The 20408-nt window shown below is 48.3% G+C and carries 16 protein-coding genes; 8 read left to right on the forward strand and 8 right to left on the reverse strand.

Features of this window, described 5'->3' with window-relative positions:
• Nucleotides 1-8: 8 nt before the first annotated feature.
• Together KNO79_RS11810 and KNO79_RS11815 are read right to left on the reverse strand one after the other, a co-directional pair.
• The gene (locus KNO79_RS11810) at nucleotides 9-1151 is read right to left on the reverse strand and encodes a YcjF family protein (RefSeq protein WP_214691370.1); all 1143 of its coding nucleotides are present in this window, start codon (nucleotides 1149-1151) and stop codon (nucleotides 9-11) included.
• A 13-nt stretch (nucleotides 1152-1164) separates the two neighbouring features.
• A complete protein-coding gene (locus tag KNO79_RS11815; protein WP_214691371.1) occupies nucleotides 1165-2283 on the reverse strand; it encodes a GTPase in 1119 nt (372 codons plus the stop codon).
• An 80-nt stretch (nucleotides 2284-2363) separates the two neighbouring features.
• Here KNO79_RS11815 and KNO79_RS11820 point away from each other — a divergent pair, with 80 nt between their 5' ends.
• On the forward strand, nucleotides 2364-2753 hold the full coding sequence (locus KNO79_RS11820; protein ID WP_214685001.1) for a VOC family protein: 390 nt from the start codon (nucleotides 2364-2366) through the stop codon (nucleotides 2751-2753).
• Between the two features lie 93 nt (nucleotides 2754-2846).
• Nucleotides 2847-3647: a formate/nitrite transporter family protein gene (locus KNO79_RS11825; RefSeq protein ID WP_214691372.1), complete on the forward strand. Its 801-nt coding sequence runs from the start codon at nucleotides 2847-2849 to the stop codon at nucleotides 3645-3647.
• Between the two features lie 50 nt (nucleotides 3648-3697).
• Here KNO79_RS11825 and KNO79_RS11830 read toward each other — a convergent pair whose 3' ends face one another.
• From KNO79_RS11830 to KNO79_RS11855, 6 genes are all read right to left on the reverse strand, one after another.
• Entirely contained in the window at nucleotides 3698-5170 is a 1473-nt protein-coding gene (locus tag KNO79_RS11830; protein WP_074035131.1) for an alanine/glycine:cation symporter family protein, read from the reverse strand.
• A 268-nt stretch (nucleotides 5171-5438) separates the two neighbouring features.
• Complete coding sequence (locus KNO79_RS11835) at nucleotides 5439-5606, reverse strand: hypothetical protein (RefSeq protein WP_015880321.1); 168 nt, start codon at nucleotides 5604-5606, stop codon at nucleotides 5439-5441.
• A gap of 1 nt (nucleotide 5607) precedes the next feature.
• Nucleotides 5608-5811 carry a YwbE family protein gene (locus tag KNO79_RS11840; protein ID WP_015880320.1) on the reverse strand — a complete coding sequence of 68 codons (204 nt, stop codon included), beginning with the start codon at nucleotides 5809-5811 and terminating at the stop codon, nucleotides 5608-5610.
• A gap of 57 nt (nucleotides 5812-5868) precedes the next feature.
• The gene (locus KNO79_RS11845) at nucleotides 5869-6207 is read right to left on the reverse strand and encodes a hypothetical protein (protein ID WP_214691373.1); all 339 of its coding nucleotides are present in this window, start codon (nucleotides 6205-6207) and stop codon (nucleotides 5869-5871) included.
• Between the two features lie 54 nt (nucleotides 6208-6261).
• Complete coding sequence (locus KNO79_RS11850; protein ID WP_214691427.1) at nucleotides 6262-7917, reverse strand: glycoside hydrolase family 13 protein; 1656 nt, start codon at nucleotides 7915-7917, stop codon at nucleotides 6262-6264.
• A gap of 131 nt (nucleotides 7918-8048) precedes the next feature.
• The gene (locus KNO79_RS11855; protein WP_159563255.1) at nucleotides 8049-8810 is read right to left on the reverse strand and encodes an alpha/beta hydrolase; all 762 of its coding nucleotides are present in this window, start codon (nucleotides 8808-8810) and stop codon (nucleotides 8049-8051) included.
• A 372-nt stretch (nucleotides 8811-9182) separates the two neighbouring features.
• Here KNO79_RS11855 and KNO79_RS11860 point away from each other — a divergent pair, with 372 nt between their 5' ends.
• The 6 genes from KNO79_RS11860 (at nucleotide 9183) to KNO79_RS11885 (ending at nucleotide 20344) form a co-directional block, all read left to right on the forward strand.
• The gene (locus tag KNO79_RS11860) at nucleotides 9183-12689 is read left to right on the forward strand and encodes a lamin tail domain-containing protein (RefSeq protein WP_214691374.1); all 3507 of its coding nucleotides are present in this window, start codon (nucleotides 9183-9185) and stop codon (nucleotides 12687-12689) included.
• Between the two features lie 97 nt (nucleotides 12690-12786).
• Nucleotides 12787-13989: an NAD(P)/FAD-dependent oxidoreductase gene (locus KNO79_RS11865; protein WP_214691375.1), complete on the forward strand. Its 1203-nt coding sequence runs from the start codon at nucleotides 12787-12789 to the stop codon at nucleotides 13987-13989.
• 48 nt (nucleotides 13990-14037) lie between these two features.
• On the forward strand, nucleotides 14038-14691 hold the full coding sequence (locus KNO79_RS11870) for a hypothetical protein (protein WP_214691376.1): 654 nt from the start codon (nucleotides 14038-14040) through the stop codon (nucleotides 14689-14691).
• A gap of 123 nt (nucleotides 14692-14814) precedes the next feature.
• Nucleotides 14815-16824: a catalase gene (locus KNO79_RS11875; protein WP_074035142.1), complete on the forward strand. Its 2010-nt coding sequence runs from the start codon at nucleotides 14815-14817 to the stop codon at nucleotides 16822-16824.
• A 162-nt stretch (nucleotides 16825-16986) separates the two neighbouring features.
• Nucleotides 16987-18171 carry an MFS transporter gene (locus KNO79_RS11880; protein WP_214691428.1) on the forward strand — a complete coding sequence of 395 codons (1185 nt, stop codon included), beginning with the start codon at nucleotides 16987-16989 and terminating at the stop codon, nucleotides 18169-18171.
• Nucleotides 18172-18283: 112 nt separating this feature from the next.
• Nucleotides 18284-20344 (forward strand): PAS domain S-box protein, encoded by a 2061-nt coding sequence (locus KNO79_RS11885; RefSeq protein ID WP_214691377.1) that lies wholly within the window; start codon nucleotides 18284-18286, stop codon nucleotides 20342-20344.
• Nucleotides 20345-20408: the final 64 nt, after the last annotated feature.

The following is a 20408-nucleotide window of genomic DNA, read 5'->3' on the forward strand; positions in this document are numbered from 1 at the left end:
GGGAGGCGTTAAGAGGGTTGATCCGCCTTCGGTTTTTGCTTCAAAAACTGTTCAAATAGCGATCCGAACTCTTGATTTAACAACTGTTCAATCGTTTTCGATGAATCCATAGCATTACGATAAGCGATTTCGTTAATTGCGAGTCCGATGGCCCACGTGATCCCTGATGCGACGGTCGCATTGATGACACCGGCCGCTGCGTTCGCTCCCGGGAAAAACTTCATGACGTTCAATAAGATCGTTTTCGATAACGTGCGACCGATTTGTGGAATGATGGTACTTCCAATGAGCGTCTTCAACAAATCATCACTCGCTTTGACACCCCAATAGCGAAATAGATGGACGCTCATCGTCACCTGAATCGGCGTCAATGCCACGGCATCAGCAAACGGGAGCGGAACCGCAGCAGCCGTTCCTGCGCTCGCGACATAGCCAGAGATAATTCGATTCGCCTTTTTACGCTTTAACTTGAGCATCGCTTCACTCTCTGCATGAATCTCCATCAAGAGCCCTTCCTGCAAGGAAGCATCTAGCTGTTCAACCGACCACGCAATCAGTCGTTCCCAATCCACATATTGACGCAACGCTTCATCGTTCAATATTTCCGAAGAAATGCTGACTTGGAAGATCGCTTCTTCCGGAAGGATTCCATTCAGTTCATTCCGTAATGCCGTCAGTTCCTCTAAATCGACCTGATCGATTTGTGTGAATAAGACAGCGACAGCGGTCGATTCACGTAGACGGCGAATCAAGGCCTTGTCGAGTGGTGTGACACGCTTTGTCGCAGCGTTGATGGTATACCAGACGAGATGAAGTCGTTTGGATGCCTCTTGCCGCTTTGCGTTCTCCACAAACCCGATGACTTCCTCTTCGTAATGTTGTTGCCGCGCACTCCCAATCTCATATCCTTCGCTGTCGAACAAGGTGACTGCGATATCATCACTCGTATATTGATGAATTCCTCTTGTGACCGGTTCCCCGGCTGCTACTTTCGTCAAATCACGTCCAAACACGTAGTTCACAACAGAACTCTTTCCTGCTCCCGTTGCTCCCGCGATGAGGATGTTTGGTTTTTTGACATTGCCCCGTAGCCGTTCGAGCTCTGCCTTTAAATCATAATCTTTAAAATCAAATCGTTTCGTCGATTCCATTTACGTTTCCCCCTTATGAGTTGAGCGTGCGACCAAGCTGACCCATCTCGCGCTCAAAGCCGCGTCGAATCTCTTCTTCAATCGTTTGTCTTACAGATGCATATTGTTGCTCGATGGCCTTTTTAATCCCTCGCTCTGCCGCCCGACGCTTGAATGCCCAGTAGATGAAGTGCACTCCAGGAATCATTCCGAGAACCATCTTTCGAACTGTTTTTCCGAACGAGTAGTCAAATCCGAGCTCAACTCGTCTTGTTCTAAACAAAAGGTCTGCTTGCTCTCCGACTAGCGGGTACCGCTGCATGAGTTGGATATAATGACGCACCCCTTCTGCCATCGCCTCTTCCGTCGTCAAAGCGGCCTCTTCAAGCGTCTTTTCTAAATCTTTCTCTATTTTTCTAGCTTTCCAACTAATCATCGCTTGCGGGGTCAGCATCCGAATCGTCTCTGCAGAAGCGATACTCCGAATTCGCCAATCCTCTAACTCTTCAAGAAGATGATTCGTCAAGTTAATGGGAAGTTTTCGCTCGATGTCTTTCCATAGATTCGTCCGATTCCGATTCCATACCTCTTCGTATCCTCTTACCGGGACGTGTTTTCCTGTGAGTAACTTCTTTTCGACACTGTTGACACGGATGATGTTCTCTTCTTCAATCGGTAGTGCACGTAACAATACCCGTTCCATCGCCTCTGCCTTTTGCACACTCATCGGGTCGTCTTCGTTGAAGTTAGTCAGAATGAGGGTGACGTTGCTCCCCCGCTCATATAAAGGTTTTAAAATCGCCTCGAGCTCATATGCCTCGACACGTCCTGACTGCACCGACAACAAGTAGTAAATCGTATGAAACCACTCCGCGATATCGAGCGCGCCTTCACGCTGATGGACGATGGATAAGATCGCTTGATGCCACTCTTCAGAGCGGTCTGCTTCGAGCCCCCACGTATCAAAAAAACGAAACAAGATACCCCGCTCTAAATCGTAATACTCATATTCGTGAAGTCCTTCTGCGGTGACCGGACTTCCAGCACGCGATTCGGCGACGTCATGTCCATATATATAGTTGATAAACGCACTCTTTCCGACACCGGTCTTTCCGGCAATCAAAATATTTGAGACGAGCCCTGTCCGATCCATACGTTTCCTCCCTCATTCGTTGTATAGTTCAATTATACCGAACGGACCATTTTCAAACGTCCATCGAAAGGATGATTCTCATGCTTCACCATGTTGAGCTTTACGTTTCAAACCTACACGACAGTATACGTGCCTGGGAATGGCTCCTCTGTGAACAACTTGATTACACGCTCTATCAATCTTGGCCAGAAGGACGGAGCTATCGATACCGTGAAACATATCTCGTGTTCGTTCAAACGGAAAAGACTCACCTTGCGCCACCGTATCACCGAAAAAAGACTGGTCTCAACCACTTGGCATTTCATGCGTCTTCCCTCGCACAATTAGAAGAAGTTCGGCAACAGCTCGCATCACACGGGTTTCGTGAATTGTACGCAGACCGCTTCCCCCACGCAGGAGGCCCAAACTATACAGCACTATTTTTTGAAGACCCGGACCGCATCAAAGTTGAACTCGTGGCAACGATGTGAACGGTTTCTTGAGAACTTCTTGAAAGTTTGTGAAAACAATTGCAAACTTCACGTTGACCTCCTAGACTGAAAGGGTCTAAAGGAGGTCTTTTCATGGAAAAGCAAGTCGTCGATTATATGGAAGAAGCCGCATTTAAGAAATCATCATTGCTTCAACATTCATTTCCTCAATACATGTTGCGATCGATAATCGCTGGCTTTTTAATCGGAATTGGAGTCGTCTTCTCATTCACCGTCGGAAACATGTTCATCGATGTCCCCGGAACGATGCTGATTGCGGGCGCCAGTTTCTCAGTGGCACTCGTCTTCATCGTCTGGATGGGGGGAGAATTGTTTACGAGCAACACGATGTATCTCTACACTGGTGCAAAACGGGGACGTGTCGCTTGGTTCGACCTCGCAAAAATATGGGGACTCAGTTGGGTCGGTAACTTGATCGGTGCCGTCATGCTATCGCTTCTCGTCATCGGAGCTCACAGCATGGGTGACGTGTCGGGTGACCATTTGCTTGCTGTCGTCGCCGCGAAGAAAATCGGTGGAGACGCCCTTGCTATTTTCTTGAAAGGAATCTTATGTAACGTGCTCGTCTGTTTGGCCATCTTCATGCCACTCAAAACGAACAATGATGTCGCGAAGATTATGCTGACGATGCTTCCGGTCGTCGTATTTTTTGCCGCTGGATTCGAGCACTCGATTGCGAACATGGGCGTTTTCGCTCTCGCGCTCCACTATGTACCGTCGGACCTCGTCACCTTTAGCGGTGCCCTTTACAATCTATTCTTCGCCACACTCGGTAATATTGTCGGTGGTGCGTTGTTCGTTGCCGGAAGTTACTTGTATTTGAACAAATCGGAGACGGAACAAACCGTCAAGCCGATACGTTATCATGCATAAAAAGACAGGGACCTCGATTAGCAGGGTCCCTGTTTGTTGCATTTCACGAATTATGATTTTGAAGCGTCGGCTGCTGCTGCTTGAACAGTACCTTGTGCCACTTCGTCTTCTTCCACATCCCAGCACTCTGTATTCTCGATACCGAGTTTACGAGCCGAGAAGCGTGGGTTGAGACCTTGAGCTCGTTGCTCTTCGTAATCTTTAAGAACTTTGAAGGCAACGCCACCGAGCAATGTGATTGCCGCGATGTTGATCAATGTCATCCCTGCCATGAAGAGGTCAGCGAGGCTCCATACGAATCCAAGGCTTGCGACCGCTCCGATGAAGACGAATGCCATTGTCGCAAGACGGAATCCAAGAACTGCACCTTTGCTCTTCTTAATGAATTCGATGTTCGTTTCACCGTAGTAGTAGCTTCCTGCGATCGAGCTGAAGGCGAACAAGAAGACGCTGACAGCGATGAATGCTGGGGCAAGTGCTCCGATTTGTTCAGTCAATGCGTTTTGAAGAAGGACAATCCCTTCACCATTTCCAGCAGCGTAGCTGTCTGAGAGAAGGATGATCGCTGCAGTTGCTGTACATACGATCAACGTATCCAAGAATACACCGAGTGCTTGAAGGAAACCTTGTTTCGCAGGGTGCGATACTTCAGCAGCAGCTGCTGCGTTTGGTGCAGAACCCATACCTGCTTCGTTCGAGAAGAGTCCACGGCGTACACCCATTGAGATTGCAGCACCGATTGAACCACCGACTGCTTCGTTCAAACCAAATGCGCTTTGGAAAATCATAGCGAAGACGCCTGGAAGTTCAGCAAAGTTCACAACGACAACGTAGAGTGCGATGGCAAGGTAGAGAACAGCCATGACTGGTACGACGATCGCCGAGAAGTTCGCGACACGTTGTACACCACCAAAGATGACAAGACCAGTAAGAACAACTAAGATTGCTCCGCCGATCGCCGCATCGATTCCAAATGCGTTATCGAATGCTGCAGCGATTGTGTTCGATTGAACAGAGTTGAAGATGAGTCCGAATGTGACAGCAATGAGAACCGCAAATACGATTCCAAGTGCACGGTTGTTCAAACCTTTTTCGATGTAGTAAGCTGGACCACCGCGGTACGCGACATCGTCTTTCACTTTGTATACTTGAGCGAGCGTGCTTTCAATCATGGCTGTCGCACCACCGAGAAGGGCGACGATCCACATCCAGAAGACCGCTCCTGGTCCACCAAGTGTGACCGCTACCGTGACCCCGGCAAGGTTACCTGTACCGATTCGAGTCGCGGCACCGATAAAGAATGATTTCATTGAAGAAATACTCTTCCCGTCTTTTGAAAGTGTAACGTCCGATTTATCTGTCACCGTACGTAACATTTCTTTTAAGTAACGGAACTGCATAAAACGTGTTCTGACCGTGAAGTAGATCCCGGCTCCAACGAGAACGGCGATCAATACGTACGACCATAAGATGTTGTTCAAAAAGTCGACGCTTCCTTGTAACATACCTTGAATCGCTTCCATGAATAAGTTCCTCCCTGTTGTGTGAATCTGAAGTTGAGAATTTTTTATGATGTCTTAGTTCTGAATTATACAAAGATTCTGACAATTATCAATAATTTTTTTATAGGTCATTTCACTCTTTTTTCACATCATATAAGCGAGATTCCTTATTTATAAGCACTTAAAGCGCTTACATAAAAATGTTTAGAAATATTAAATCATGATTATAATTCACAATAACGAAATGAATAATCAAAAAAACAGCCACTCTTTTCGAGTAGCTGCGAGTTTAAATACCAGTACGTTTCTTCTGGTTATTTGGTTTTTTCGTCAATTGGCTCGTCAACGGTTTCTGTTTTGTACCATGTAAACCCGTCGGAACCTTCGTTTGATTTTGCTTCTTCTCTGCCAGCTTTTGTTTCATCGCCTCTTGAAAAGATAGTTTTTTCTCACTCATCTTACTCACCTCCAGCTTCGATCACTTTCACACGACCGACCTGTCCATCGCTCAAACGCACTTTGATTCCGTGCGGATGACGTGGCGAGTTCGTCAATATATCTTGAACGACGCCTTTCGTCAGCTTTCCGCTTCGTTGATCTTGTTTTAAAACGATTTGGACGTGGAGTCCTGGGCGAATGTCAGCACGTTTCGTTCCATCCATACCCGACACCCCTTTCCATTTAGTCAATCTCTATCATATGCTCTTTTCCCTCATTTGTCACAGCCTATTCCAGATGCCAATTTGTCGCATCGTTTCTGTCATGTAACTTTGATCGGTCTGAAGCGTCTTCTCAGGAAACGGATCATGCAATCGAACGCTGACCCCTCGATACGAAAAGATCACATCCATGACATACTGTCCTTCCACATCACGGAGTGCGGCCGTCCCTTTCAACGAATGAAACGCCTTGGCGAACGCCTCTCCAAAATCGAGATACGCTTTCACGTAAATCGTAACGCGTCGCTCATCAATCATCAATTCCAACCGTTCGCGATCGGCACCACCAATGACCATGCGTACGACCTCGTTGTCATTGGAAAATTCAATCGTATGCATCCTCGTCACACCCCTCATTCAAAAGAGGTACCCTCCTAGGAAGGTACCTCTCTATCATAAACGATATAACCGTGCTGCGAATGGACGAAGCATAAACGTTTCCGTATCAATCGTCTCGGGGTCAATCTCATTCGTCATGACAAGCGTAGCGCCTGCAATTTCCGGAACGGTCACTTCTGCCGGATTGGCGGTCAAGTTGACGACCACGAAGAAGCGGTTGTTCTCAAACGTACGCTCATAGACGAAGGCTTGCTTATGTTCAGGCAAGACGTCACGATAACGACCATACGTAAACGTCTCCTCAGCTCGACGAAGACGGATCATCTCCTTATAGAACGACAGAATGGAGTGCTGGTCGTTTCGCTGTGCTTCGACGTTGAGCGTCTCATACTCTTCGTGAATCGGCATCCATGGGGTCGTCGTCGAGAAACCGGCATAAGGTGAGGCATCCCACTGGATCGGTGTCCGGACGTTATCACGAGATGTGCCCCATACTTGTTGCATCGAATCGATTTCACTCATCCCATTCGCGATGCGTTCAAAGTACTCGTTTTTCGTCGCGACATCATCATAGTCATGGATAGATGGGAGCGGGACATTCTTCATCCCGATTTCTTGTCCTTGGTAAATGAATGGTGTCCCGTGCATGAAGAAGTACATCATCCCAAGCGCCGTGGCACTTTCACGCCAATAATGATGCTCATCCCCGACGAGAGATACCGCTCGCACCATGTCATGGTTTTCAATGTATAATGCGTTCCATCCAGTTTCGCGTAACCCCTGCTGCCATTTATCGAAGATTCGTTTCAGCTCGACGACATCGAGCGGGGCAAGACGCGACCGTCGCATGATATCGACATGATCAAAGTGAAAGGCCATATTCATCGCACCATTCTCTGGTCCCATCCATTGGTCGGCTTCTTCCGGCTCAATGCCATTCGTCTCCCCAACAGTCATAATGTCGTATTTGGAGAACGTTTCTCGCTTCATCTCTTGTAGATATTCATGGATTCCATCGATATTCGAGTACATCGAAAACGCCGTAACGATCGATTTCCCGTCCGGAGAAGGTAACATCGTCTCCGTCGGCATCTTTTTAATATGACTGATCGCATCGACACGGAATCCGTCTACTCCTTTATCGAGCCACCAGTTGATCATGTCATAGACAGCCGTCCGAACTTCACGATTCTCCCAGTTCAAATCGGGTTGTTTCTTCGAGAAGACGTGCAAGTAATATTGATCGGTCTGTTCATCATATTCCCAAGCGGACCCGCCAAAGATACTCGCCCAGTTACTCGGTGGCATCCCATCTTTCCCATCTCGCCAAATGTACCAATCCCGTTTCGGATTGTCTTTCGAGCTTTTCGATTCAAGGAACCATGGATGTTCGTCCGACGTATGGTTGACAACGAGATCGAGCAACAGTTTCATCCCTCGTGCATGCACCGCCTCTAGCAAAGCATCAAAATCCTCCATCGTCCCAAACTCGTCCATAATGTCTTGATAGTCACTGATATCATATCCGTTATCATCATTTGGCGATTTGTACATCGGACAAATCCAAATGACATCAATTCCAAGGTCTTCTAAGTAATCGAGCTTTTCAATGATTCCGCGAAGATCACCGATTCCATCCCCGTTCGAATCGTTGAAACTTCTTGGATAAATTTGATAGGCGATGGCCTCTTTCCACCATACACGACTGATTTCTGTTTGTTTCGTTTGGCTGAACAACGTCTCCATACGGCACCGTGCCTCCTACAATAAGGTATGATTCACATCTACCATAGCACTAGTGCAAGCGTTTGCAAAGAATGAGCCCACAAAAAAATGCAGTTTTACACTGCATTTTGATGGCGCGCCCCAACCTGTTCACAGAAGGTCGTGATCAGCTTCGACAAATGCTTCCAATCATGGTCCATCGTCGCGACGTGATACGAGTTAGGAAGCACCGCGTATTCTTTTTTTCCTTGTAACTGATCGAACAACCAGATGGAGTCGGAAGGCGGTACTACGTTGTCGACAGCAGAATGGATGACATATGTCGGCACATCAACCGCTCCGACGTGCGGTCGCACCTCGTCAATCAGCGAAAGCAATTCCCGAATCGCTCTTGTAGGCACACGGTCATAGACAATCTCATATACGTCTTTTGCCAAGATGTCGGGCGCATCTTCGTCGATAAATCGACACTCGGTATCCGACGCATGACACGCATATCCTGGTACCGATAACGCGGCATTGATTGTCACAATCGCATCCGCCTTTCCTTCAAGGGCAGCCTTGAGTGCCAACGTCCCACCCATTGACTGACCGACGACGATGACCGTCTGACACGACTCGCGTAATCGCTCGATTCCTTTCGTCACACTTTTATACCAACATCGATGCGTGGAACATCGAAAGTCTTCCGGATGTGTCCCATGCCCTTTCAAGCGCGGGGCATACACCGTAAACCCTTGCTTCATCAACTCAATTCCGACGTCCTGTACACTCTGAGGTGTCCCGTTAAAGCCGTGACAAAGCAAAATACCGATTTCGTTTCCTTCATAATAAAACGCGCCTGCTCCAGGAATGACTGGGTAATTGACTGCTTTCATTAGTGCCTCCTTTAATTCCAACTTAACCGATACAATTAATTCGTATTAGAAGAGTGTAAGAGTTATCAAGCTACTCGTCAAGTTCTTCCGACTACATTTACCTTGTAATCAAAATGTAATCATAACTTCGTGTTTAGTGGATTGAGTTCTGACGTCTGCTTGGTTATGTTTAACATGTAGTAAAAAACTTGGGAAATGAACGTGCCATTTTTGACAATACACGAATAATTTTTCAAGAGATTCGTCACAAGAAAAGTAATGTAAGCGCTATCATGTCGTTTTTTTGAAAAAGGAGGATATAAATTCACTTATTTATAACGACACGAGTTGGGGAAATCGGATTAGACCATTACATCTAAGGGAGACTTACACATGGGGAAACCAACACAATCATTTAAGGCAGTCACTGGCCTCGCCTTATCAGCAGGGCTCATCGTCAGCAGCATGACGCCGATTGCGGCAAATGTAAACGCTGAGACGTTGAACGCATCAGACCTCTTCATTTCCGAGTACGTAGAAGGATCGAGCAATAACAAAGCCATCGAGTTGTTCAACGGAACGAACGCGACAATCGACCTTTCCGCTTACAAAATTGAACTGTATTCAAACGGAGGTACGACTGCCGGAAATACATTGAATTTGACTGGCACCCTCGCACCAGGGGCGACATATGTCATTGTGAATGGTAGTGCGTCAGACGCATTGAAAGCGAAATCGGACACGACGAGCGCCGTGACGAACTTCAACGGGGATGACACGATCGTCTTGAAAAAAGGAGACACGGTTCTTGATGTCTTCGGTCAACTCGGCTTCGACCCAGGAACAAAATGGGGAACGACCGTTGCGACTGCTGACCAATCGCTCATTCGTAAAGACACGGTCACAAAGGGAGACAGTGATGGCAGTGATGCCTTCGACCCGGCTGTCGAATGGTCATCGACACCACAAGACACGTTCGACAATCTCGGGTTACATACGTTCCAAGGCGTTGAATACGGAGATGGCGATACAACAGAACCTCCTGCACCGATCACACCGATTTCAATTGCTGATGCACGAACAAAGGCAGAAAATGAAACGGTCACCGTAAAAGGAGTCGTCACGGCTAAATTAGCGAACACCATCTCGATCCAAGACGCGACAGGTGGTCTGTCTATCCGTCCGACATCTCTTGCCGTCAACGTCGGAGATGAGATCGTTGTCACAGGGGTCGTCGGTTCATATCGTGAGCTTCTTCAATTGAACAATGCCGTCGTCGTCTCGAAACAGGCAGCAACACTTCCTACTGCCCAAGTCTTGACAGGGGAACAAATCAACGAGGACGTCGAATCCGAACTCGTTACCGTCAAAAATGTCACACTCACAGGTAGCGGTCAGAACTTGACGGCGACGGACGGAACGAAGGAGTTCGTCGTTCGCGACGAGCGAGGCATCCTTGATTTACAGACGGATGTGAACTATTCATCGATCACAGGAATCGTTCAACAGTTTGACGATACGTACCAAATCATCCCTCGTGACCCGGCGGACACGGTTATCGATACGTCCGTTCTTCGGCCGGCTGTCGCGAAACCAGGTGCCGGTACATTCGTTGGTCCACAAGACGTGACGCTCTCGACAACGACAGCAGACGCAGAGATTTTCTATACACTCGACGGCTCTGATCCAAAAGAGAATGGGCTTCGTTACGAAAACCCAATCCGCATTGAAAACTCGACGACGTTGAAAACGGTCGTGAAAACAGGCGACTCGTTCAGCGCCGTCTCAACATTCTCTTATAAGATCACAGACAAGATTCGCATTCACGACATCCAAGGTGCGAACCATACGACTCCGATGAACGGACAGACGGTTGAAGGTGTCGAAGGAATCGTCACGTCTACGTTCGTCTCAAGTGGAACGACCTATTACTTCATCCAAACGCCTGATTCGGAAGCCGATGACGATGCACGGACATCTGAAGGGATTGTCCTTTACGGCGGACGTTCGATTGCTGGCATTCAAGTCGGGGACCTCGTAAAAGTGAACGGAAAAGTGAGCGAGTACGCAATCGAAGGATATAGTGATCGCCAACAGACGGATATGAAGATGACACAAATCGATACGCGTAACGGAAAAGTTGAAGTCGTCGCGAGCGGCGTGACACTTCCGACTCCAATTACGATTGATGCCTCAAACCTTCCGACTGAGTTTATCGACAGCGATAACCTCGCCGTCTTCAACCCGGAGAAGGATGCCATCGACTTCTGGGAGAGCCTTGAAGGGATGCGCGTTCAAACGAACAACTTGAAATCGGTTGGACCACAAGAATATGGTGACTTAGTCACAGTTCTCGAAGATACGCCAACAGAGACATATAATGGCGGTGTCTTATTGAAAAAGAACGACGCGAACCCAGAACGCATTCAGTTCCGTCTCGAACCAAATGCAGAAGCTCGTGACTTCGATGTCGCGACGGGCGACCGTTTCAACGGACCGATCGTCGGTGTCGTCGGCTATTCATTCGGTAACTATAAGATTCAAGCCTCACTTGAAGACATGAAAGCTTCATTCGTCAAAGGAGATGCGCAGCGTGAGAAGACATTCATCGAGGCAGAAGAAGATCAATTAACAATTGCATCGTATAACTTAGAGAACTTCTCGAACAACATCAAAGAAACATCAGATGAAAAGGCACTCAAACTGGCGAAAGCGTTCGTCAACGAATTGAACAGCCCTGACATCATCGGTGTGACGGAAGTACAGGACAACGATGGACAGGATAAAGGGGCAGGTTCTGCCGCTGACCAGAGCTATCAGCGCTTAATCGATAACATTGTCGCTGTCGGTGGGAAGACATATAAATACGTCAACATCGACCCAGAGAACAACCAAGACGGTGGTGCACCGGATGCCAACATCCGTGTCGGCTTCTTGTACGATCCTGAGCGCGTGTCATTGACGGAGGGAATGCCTGCCGGTGACGCGACGACGGCCGTCGGATATGCTGACGGGAAATTGACGCACAATCCGGGACGTATCGATCCGACGAACGAAGCGTTCGATCGTTCACGTAAACCGTTAGCTGCTCAATTCGACTTCCAAGGCGAGAACGTCATCGTGATCGCGAACCACTGGAACTCAAAAGGTGGTGACACCGGCTTCTTCGGGTCACAACAACCGGTCGTACTCGGAAGTGAAGTGCAACGTAAGAAAATCGCACAAGTCGTCCACAACTTCGTCGCAGACGTGAAGACGAAGAATCCAGAAGCGAATGTTGTAGCACTTGGTGACTTCAACGATTTCGAATTCTCGGATGCGCTCCAAATCTTTAAAGGTGACTTGATGACGAACATGGTCGAGAAAGTTCCTGCTGTCGACCGCTACTCGTATGTGTATCAAGGGAACTCACAAGTACTCGATCATATCCTCGTCTCGAACCGCTTGGCCGCTTCTACGAAAATTGACATGATTCACGTCAACTCGGACTTCACTGAGATGTCAGGGCGTGCGAGTGACCATGATCCAGTACTTGCACAAATCGACTTCACACCGGAACCAGAAGTGGAATTGACGCGTTACACTGTAGAAAACCATAAAGCTGCTCGCCTCGTCCTTCAAGAGGATTACATCGGCGTGACAATCGGAAAAGGCACGAACTTTAAAAACGGTATCTTCGTTCGTGGCGTATACACGGAATTGACAGGAGAACCGTTGAAAAATGTCGTCGTTCAAGTGAAACCGAAAGAAGCCGGTGCCATCATCGACTTCAAAGGCGCGACGGTAAAAGAAGTAATCGTTGACGGGAAAAACCTTGCTGAGATTCGTGGGGCGAAACATGTCCAACGCATCACATATACGAAAGGTGCTTCTCCTTCATCAATCATCATCAAGAAATAACATGTTGAACCGCAGACACATCGTCTGCGGTTTTTTGGTTTCACCTCTCTTGAAGCGGGGATAAAGAGGAAGATACTGAATCATGGAGGATGAAACGATGGAATTGTATAACGGAGATTTATATTGGCCAACGACCGAATCAGAGGATGTCGTGTTAGAAAGACCTGACAAAAAAGAGCATTACGACGTACTCGTCATCGGAGCCGGCATGTCTGGAACGTTGACGGCCTATACGCTTCAGCAGGATGGAGTCGATTTTGCGGTGCTCGATGGGCGAAAAGTCGGTACAGGAAGCACATCAGCAAATACCGGTTTAATTCAATATTCAAATGACATCATGTTACACGAACTCGCAGAAAAAATTGGAGAAGCGGCAGCGGTACGCTTCTATCAATTATGTCTCAACGCGGTCGAATCACTCGATCAGGTGGCGAAAGATGTCGATGCTTCCGATATATATATCCGACGGGACAGTCTTTGTTTTGCGAGCGAAGAGGTCGATGTTGCCAAATTGAAACGTGAGTATGAGATGCTATCCAAACATGGTTTTGATGTGGAGTGGTTGGATCGTGAAGCATTACGTGAACGCTTCCCATTTGAAAAACCGGCGGCCCTCATCACCAAAGGCGATGCCGAGGTCAACCCACTCACGCTCAGTCGTCAAATCATCCGCTATTTATCAAAACAACACGTCCCGATTTTTGAAGAGACATCAGTAGATGAAATCGTGTCTGATGGTGACGGATGGATCGTGTTCACCTCAAACGGAACATTTAAAGCGAATAAAGTCATCTTTGCAACAGGTTATGGACCGGCTCCCCTACTCGACTCCCATCGAATCGATTTGAATCGGTCATACGCCATCGCAACGAACCCAATCGCCGAGTTCAGTGAATGGGAAGGGCGTGCACTCATTTGGGAGACGAAACGACCATATCTCTATCTACGCACGACTCCGGACGGGCGGATTATCGCTGGCGGACTTGACGAAGACAAGGCAGAGACGCCGCACGACGAGGCGCTCATGAACGACCGGGCGGAACGGGTGAAAGAAAAAATCGCCGAGCTCTTCCCGATGTATGACCTAGAAGTCGATTATGCTTGGGTCGCCTTGTTCGGAGAGTCGGTGGACCAACTCCCGTTCATCGGGGAGCACCCGAATCGACCGAACTTGTTTTATTTGCTCGGATATGGGGGAAATGGGACGGTGTATAGCATGCTTGGTTCTCGTATTTTAAGTTCCCTCGTTCGTGGTCAGTCGCATCCCGATGCGGACCTCGTTCGTTTAGATCGAACGTAATCCCCGATATTTTGGGGATTGTTACATAATTAAAGGAGTGTTTTTGGATTGAAGAAAAAAAGAAAATCAAACAAGGTGTACCGACTACGTCGTCTCGCCGTATTCCTCGTCCCTCTCGGCTTCGCCCTCTGGTTTTGGCCGCAGGAATCGTCCCCTACAACGCAGTTGAAGTCTGAACAAACCTCTATTTCCGAGGAAATATATACGATTGAAGAACGTACTCCCATTGAAGAAGACGGTATCACTCGGTTCGAATATGATATCGTCGTACATGGTGAACCGAGTACGGATGAGCTTCAATCTGTCAGCCATGACGTCATCGATGACGTGAAACAGTCTGATCAGTTCCAGGCCGCATTGTTACGATTTTATGATGATGCTGCCTATATCGGGACGGAACCGCCACTTGGTGAAGCCGTATTCGCTCCGGAAGGCGACTATGCACTTGCAGACTGGGTGGAACCCGGTCAAACAGACGAGATGATGTTCGGTTGGCAACTTCGAGAAAAAGAATGGGCGACCAAATTGACCGATGCAGAGATTCAAATTTGGAGGTCATGGCAAAATCAATATACGAAACAAAATCCTGACGACCCCGATGCGAAAGCGAAAGTAACACGCATCATTGCCACTGAATACGAACTCGACCCTAAAGTGGTACAACAAATCGTATTGAAACAACATGTGTGGGCCGCGTTATAAATATTTGTGTGAAATCTCTCTTTTTTGAAAAAGAGGGATTTTTTTATTGGCGTTAGGGAACACCGATACAGTAGGTCAAAACGCGACTTACGACGGTCAGTCATACTTAAGGGAGGCAATCACATGGGGAACAAGAAAGAAGAGCAGTTAAAACAACATACGATTGATAACGAACAACAAGCTGGCTTGACGACAAACCAAGGTCTGAAGATGGCGGAAGACGAATTCTCGCTGAAAGCAGGACGTCGTGGTCCGACATTGATCGAGGATTTCCATTTCCGCGAAAAGATGACCCACTTCGACCATGAACGGATTCCGGAACGAATCGTCCACGCGCGCGGCGTCGGGGCACACGGGGAGTTCCAGGTGTATGAACCGCTCGCCGAGTTCACAAAAGCGAACTTTTTGAATGACCCTTCGAAGACGACACCGGTATTCGTCCGTTTCTCGACCGTCCAAGGCTCACGCGGGTCCGCGGATACGGTACGTGACGTCCGTGGTTTTGCGACGAAGTTCTATACAGACGAAGGGAACTATGATTTAGTCGGAAACAACATTCCGGTCTTCTTTATCCAAGATGCCATCAAGTTCCCTGACCTCGTTCATGCCGTGAAGCCTGAACCACATACGGAAGTGCCGCAAGGGGGAAGCGCGCACGATACGTTTTGGGATTTCGTCGGACAAAACCATGAAACAGCCCATATGGTCATGTGGGCAATGAGTGACCGGGGGATTCCGCGTAGTCTACGCATGATGGAAGGATTCGGGGTGCATACGTTCCGTCTCGTAAATGCGGAAGGAAAAGCGCATTTCGTCAAATTCCATTGGAAACCGAAGCTCGGGGTTCATTCACAAGTATGGGACGAAGCCCAAAAGGCAGTCGGGAAAAACGCTGACTTCCACCGTGTCGACTTGTATGAAGCCATCAATAAAGGCGACTATCCGGAATGGGAGCTCGGTCTGCAGCTGATCCCGGAAGAAGACGAGTTCAACTACGACTTCGACATCTTAGACCCGACCAAACTGTGGCCGGAAGAAGAGATTCCAGTGAAACTCGTCGGGAAGATGACACTCAACCGGAACGTCGACAACTTTTTCGCGGAAACCGAACAAGTCGCCTTCCACCCGGGTCATCTCGTCCCAGGAATCGACTTCTCGAACGATCCGCTCTTACAAGGTCGTCTGTTCTCGTATACGGACACGCAGCTTTCACGTCTCGGTGGACCAAACTTCCACCAGATCCCAATCAACAAGCCCGTCTGTCCTTTCCACAACAACCAGCGGGACGGGATGCATCAAATGGCCGTCCACAAAGGTCAGACGAGCTACCATAAAAATGCGCTCAACAATAATCAGCCGGAACCTGTGCCAGCCGATCAAGGTGGATTTGAGCACTATCAAGAGAAAATCGATGGACATAAGATTCGGGGACGTAGCGACAGCTTCCTTGATTTCTATTCACAGGCGAAACTCTTCTATAACAGCATGACCGATGTCGAAAAACAACACATCCAAGATGCCTGCAGTTTTGAGCTCGGAAAATGTGAGTCGGACATGGTGAAAGAGAATGCCGTCGATTTATTGAACCGCATCGATCGTCATCTCGCTGAAGTCGTCGCCGACAACTTAGGAGTACATGTGCCAGAAGAGAACAACGAGGTCAAGTCAGATAAGACGTCCCCTGCCCTCTCGATGGCGAACACAATCAAAAAGCCCGATACGAAGAGCGTCGCCCTTCTCCTTGCCGGTGACGTGGATGCGAATCAGGTGAAACAGTGGGTGCAGACGCTCGCCGATCACAACGTCAACTACAGCCTTGTCGGCAAGAAGGCGTATATGCTTGGTGACTTGAAAGTGAAGGAGACGTACGATACGGTCGACTCGAGCCTCTTCGATGCCGCCTTCTTGGTGAGTGCCGCGACGACTGTCGAGGATGATGTGCTCGAATTTATCGAGAACACGTACAAGCACTATAAACCGCTCGCTCTACACGTACACCATAAAGAGGCTCTCGCCACATGTCGCGTGAAGCAAGACCAGCCTGGTGTCTTCACGTTCGACGAGCATAACCTCGATGGATTCAATGCGTTCATCGATGGAATTGCGACTGCCCGATTCTGGGACCGTGCCTAACGACGTCACTTGACTCGACTCGATTCCCGAGTCGAGTTTTTTCATGTCTGTCATGCACTGCATGCAGTGCATCATCTCGGACAATCCTAATTTGATTTGGTATACTCTTTTAGTTATGTTTATTAACTATTCGAATTTGAAGAAAAGGAGGCGTCACGTATGATGCAACAACCTATTCAAAAACTTTGGACGAGAGACTTTTTAATCATCTCGCTCATCAACTTCTTCCTGACGCTCATCTTTTTCTTATTGATGGTCACCATCGGGGTGCATGCCGTCGAGTCGTACGGGGCGACCACGAGTCAAGCGGGACTCGTCACCGGCATCTTCATCATCGGGACGCTGGCCGGGCGCTTGTTCATCGGTCGACTAATCGATTCGATCGGTCGGAAGAAGACACTTTATATCGGGCTCGTCTTTTTCACCGCCACGATTTTATTGTACTTCGTCCATTGGGGTGTCGGTTTCTTATTGCTGACACGGTTCGTACACGGGCTCGGGATGGGATTGTCGAGTACGGCAACTGGAACTATCGTCGCGCAAGTCATTCCTGCAACACGAAAAGGTGAAGGGATCGGTTACTACAGCATGAGTTCTACTCTGGCGACAGCCATCGGGCCCTTCGTCGGATTACTTCTCAGCCAACACACGAGCTTCACCGTCATCTTCGCTCTTTGCTTTGTGATCGGGGTCATCAGTTTGGCGAGCACGTTCTTTGTGAATGTGCCTGAGGTCGACGCACCTGAAGTCGTACGTGGATTCTCTTTAAAATCGTTCGTCGAACCAAAAGCGCTACCGATCGCCTTGATTATCGGGATGGCCGCACTAAGCTACTCGAGTGTCTTGTCCTATATCAACTTCTATGCGAGTGAACTCGACTTGATCGAGGCGGCGAGCATCTTCTTCCTCGTCTATTCGGTCGCAGTCCTATTATCACGACCGATCACAGGAAAGTTGATGGACGCGCGTGGAGCGAACGTCGTCATGTATCCGGCAATCGCCATCTTCGCGATTGGACTGCTCGTGCTCAGCCAGGCGAACAGCGGTTGGATGCTTCTACTTGCCGGTGCGTTAATCGGATTAGGCTTCGGGAATATCCAATCCGGGACTCAAGCAATCGCCGTCAAGGCCTCTCCACCCCACCGAATGGGGATGGCGACATCGACCTTCTTCATCGCACTTGATGCCGGTCTAGGGTTTGGTCCTTATTTCATCGGGTTGTTGATTCCATTGACGGGCTTCTCGACACTTTATTTGATTCTTTCAGGCGTCGTTCTCTTTACCATTTTCTTGTATTACGTCATGAATGGACGGAACGAACAAAAACAACTGAACGAAGCTGCTTGACGGGGTGTACGTACATCCCGTCTTTTTTTGAAAGTTCACACATTTGATCGAATGATGCGGTAAGATAAAAATGACGTGTAAAAAATAGAATGAACGAAATGAGGGAGACGAGATGAAAGCTGACCAAACACTTCAATCCAACGCATCGATTTTACTACGGACGTTCGATAAAATTTCAGACTATGTGTTCTTTATGGAAGTCGATGGTTCAGCATATCGCTACGTCTTCGTAAATGAGCCTGGGAAACGGGCCATCAATTGGTCAGATGCGGATGTCGGGAAGACCATCGATGAGTTGGTCCCGATCGAGACCGCTAAACTTATTACGCAGTATTACGATGAAGCGATTCGTACAAAAAAGAGTGTCGTCTATGAAGACTACCGTCTTGCTGACTCCTTTTATACGGATACGGTCGAGGCGGATGATGTATTGACGCTCCCCCTTCATTATTTCGAGTCAGAAGTGACTCCGATTTTCAATGATGAGGGGCGCTGTACCCATATCGTCTCCGTCGTTCGTGAAGTGACGGAACGGAAGCGTCGCGAACTCGAATTGTCGATCTTAAAAGATCATCACGAGTCGCTACGACGGTATTCTCCACATGGCATCTTTGTACTCGACCATCATTTAAACATCAAATCTGTCAACCCGGCCGTCACGGTCATCACCGGTCATACGGAACAAGATATGCTTCATCATCCGTTCCTGCATTGGCTTCCCGAGAGTGAGCGGTCTCGAGTCAGGAAAGGGTTACAATTCACGCTGTCTGGGATTCCACACAAGTATTCCATTTATGCTGAACATCAATCCGGGGAACGACTCGACTTAACCGTCCTCAACATTCCAATCGAGGTCGGCGGTAACATTACCGGCCTGTTTGCGATCATCATCGATTTGACGCCAGAGAAAAATGCCGAGCGTGCCACGGTCGAAAGCGAACGTCGTTACCGTCAGTTGATTGAAACCATTCCGGAAGGCATCATTGTGCATCAGGAAGGACAGATTATATATGCGAACGCGATGGCACTCGCCACAATCGGAGAAACCTATCTAGAGAGTGAATCGATTTTTTCATTCATCGCAGAAGAGTATCATCAGTCCACCCGTCAACGACTTGCCTCTCTCGAGCTCGGAGGCCCCGTCCAAGACACGGAAATGGTCATCATGACACCGAGTGGAGACAAGCTCCAGATGGATATCAGTAGCCTTCTCATCGATTATGAGGGCGAAACGGCCGTCTTAACGATTTTGCGTGATGTCACGGAGAAACGTGAAATGGAACAAGCGTTAAGACAGAGTGAGTTACAATATCGATTGATCACAGAAAACATGAGTGACCTCGTCTGCATACTAGAACGGGATGGTACTGTTCGTTATGCGTCCCCTTCTCACCGTACCGTACTCGGTTTTGCGGCCGGATATTACGAAGGGAAGAATACGCTCGACTATATCCATCCGGACGATATCCAGATCGTCCGGGAGCAGTTGAAAGAAATGAAGGAAGAAGACATCTCCTTGACCCTTGAGTTTCGTCATTTCCATGCTGACCAGCGCTGGATTTGGCTCGAAACGAAAATTCAGGCCATCTATGATGAATCCGGACTTCTCCTACACTATTTGACGGTCAGCCGAGAAATCATGCAGCGAAAAGCACTAGAGAAGCAACTGAAGCATTTGGCGTATCACGACACGCTGACCGATTTACCGAACCGTCGTTTCTTCCTCGCTTACCTCGAGGAAGCGATCGATCGAACCGAATTCGAGCAAGGTGAATTGGCCGTCCTCGCTCTTGACGTTGACCGATTCAAACAAATCAACGACACGTTCGGTCATGATGTGGGCGATGAGCTCTTGCGACAACTCGCTCGTCGATTGACATCCGTGCTTCGCAAACAAGATATGATTGCCAGACTTGGCGGTGATGAGTTTGCCGTTCTCATTCGCTTCAACGATCCCTGTGCCCTACATCGGGTTGCAGAGAAAATCATTCAAGCACTACAGCGCCCATGGGAAATCGACCAACATACGTTCATTACGACTTCAAGTGTCGGGGGTGCTCGATTTGTAAAAGGGTTGTCGACCAAACAGTTACTAAAACGTGCCGACCTCGCTCTCTATGAAGCCAAAGCAGGTGGACGAAATCAATATGCACTCGCAAAGGACCACCAATAAGTGGTCCTTTTTTCACGTGAAACATCGAAAATAAATCATAAATCCGAACATTAAACATCAATCC

It is taken from the genome of Exiguobacterium sp. s43, assembly GCF_018617255.1.
Taxonomy (GTDB): Bacteria; Bacillota; Bacilli; order Exiguobacteriales; family Exiguobacteriaceae; genus Exiguobacterium; species Exiguobacterium profundum.

Excerpts from the sequence above, each read along its gene's own strand:
- KNO79_RS11810 (WP_214691370.1), bottom strand. The coding sequence starts at position 1,151 with ATGGAATCGACGAAACGATTTGATTTTAAAGATTATGATTTAAAGGCA.
- KNO79_RS11815 (WP_214691371.1), bottom strand. The coding sequence starts at position 2,283 with ATGGATCGGACAGGGCTCGTCTCAAATATTTTGATTGCCGGAAAGACC.
- KNO79_RS11820 (WP_214685001.1), top strand. The coding sequence starts at position 2,364 with ATGCTTCACCATGTTGAGCTTTACGTTTCAAACCTACACGACAGTATA.
- KNO79_RS11825 (WP_214691372.1), top strand. The coding sequence starts at position 2,847 with ATGGAAAAGCAAGTCGTCGATTATATGGAAGAAGCCGCATTTAAGAAA.
- KNO79_RS11830 (WP_074035131.1), bottom strand. The coding sequence starts at position 5,170 with ATGGAAGCGATTCAAGGTATGTTACAAGGAAGCGTCGACTTTTTGAAC.
- KNO79_RS11835 (WP_015880321.1), bottom strand. The coding sequence starts at position 5,606 with ATGAGTGAGAAAAAACTATCTTTTCAAGAGGCGATGAAACAAAAGCTG.
- KNO79_RS11840 (WP_015880320.1), bottom strand. The coding sequence starts at position 5,811 with ATGGATGGAACGAAACGTGCTGACATTCGCCCAGGACTCCACGTCCAA.
- KNO79_RS11845 (WP_214691373.1), bottom strand. The coding sequence starts at position 6,207 with ATGCATACGATTGAATTTTCCAATGACAACGAGGTCGTACGCATGGTC.
- KNO79_RS11855 (WP_159563255.1), bottom strand. The coding sequence starts at position 8,810 with ATGAAAGCAGTCAATTACCCAGTCATTCCTGGAGCAGGCGCGTTTTAT.
- KNO79_RS11860 (WP_214691374.1), top strand. The coding sequence starts at position 9,183 with ATGGGGAAACCAACACAATCATTTAAGGCAGTCACTGGCCTCGCCTTA.
- KNO79_RS11865 (WP_214691375.1), top strand. The coding sequence starts at position 12,787 with ATGGAATTGTATAACGGAGATTTATATTGGCCAACGACCGAATCAGAG.
- KNO79_RS11875 (WP_074035142.1), top strand. The coding sequence starts at position 14,815 with ATGGGGAACAAGAAAGAAGAGCAGTTAAAACAACATACGATTGATAAC.
- KNO79_RS11880 (WP_214691428.1), top strand. The coding sequence starts at position 16,987 with ATGCAACAACCTATTCAAAAACTTTGGACGAGAGACTTTTTAATCATC.
- KNO79_RS11885 (WP_214691377.1), top strand. The coding sequence starts at position 18,284 with ATGAAAGCTGACCAAACACTTCAATCCAACGCATCGATTTTACTACGG.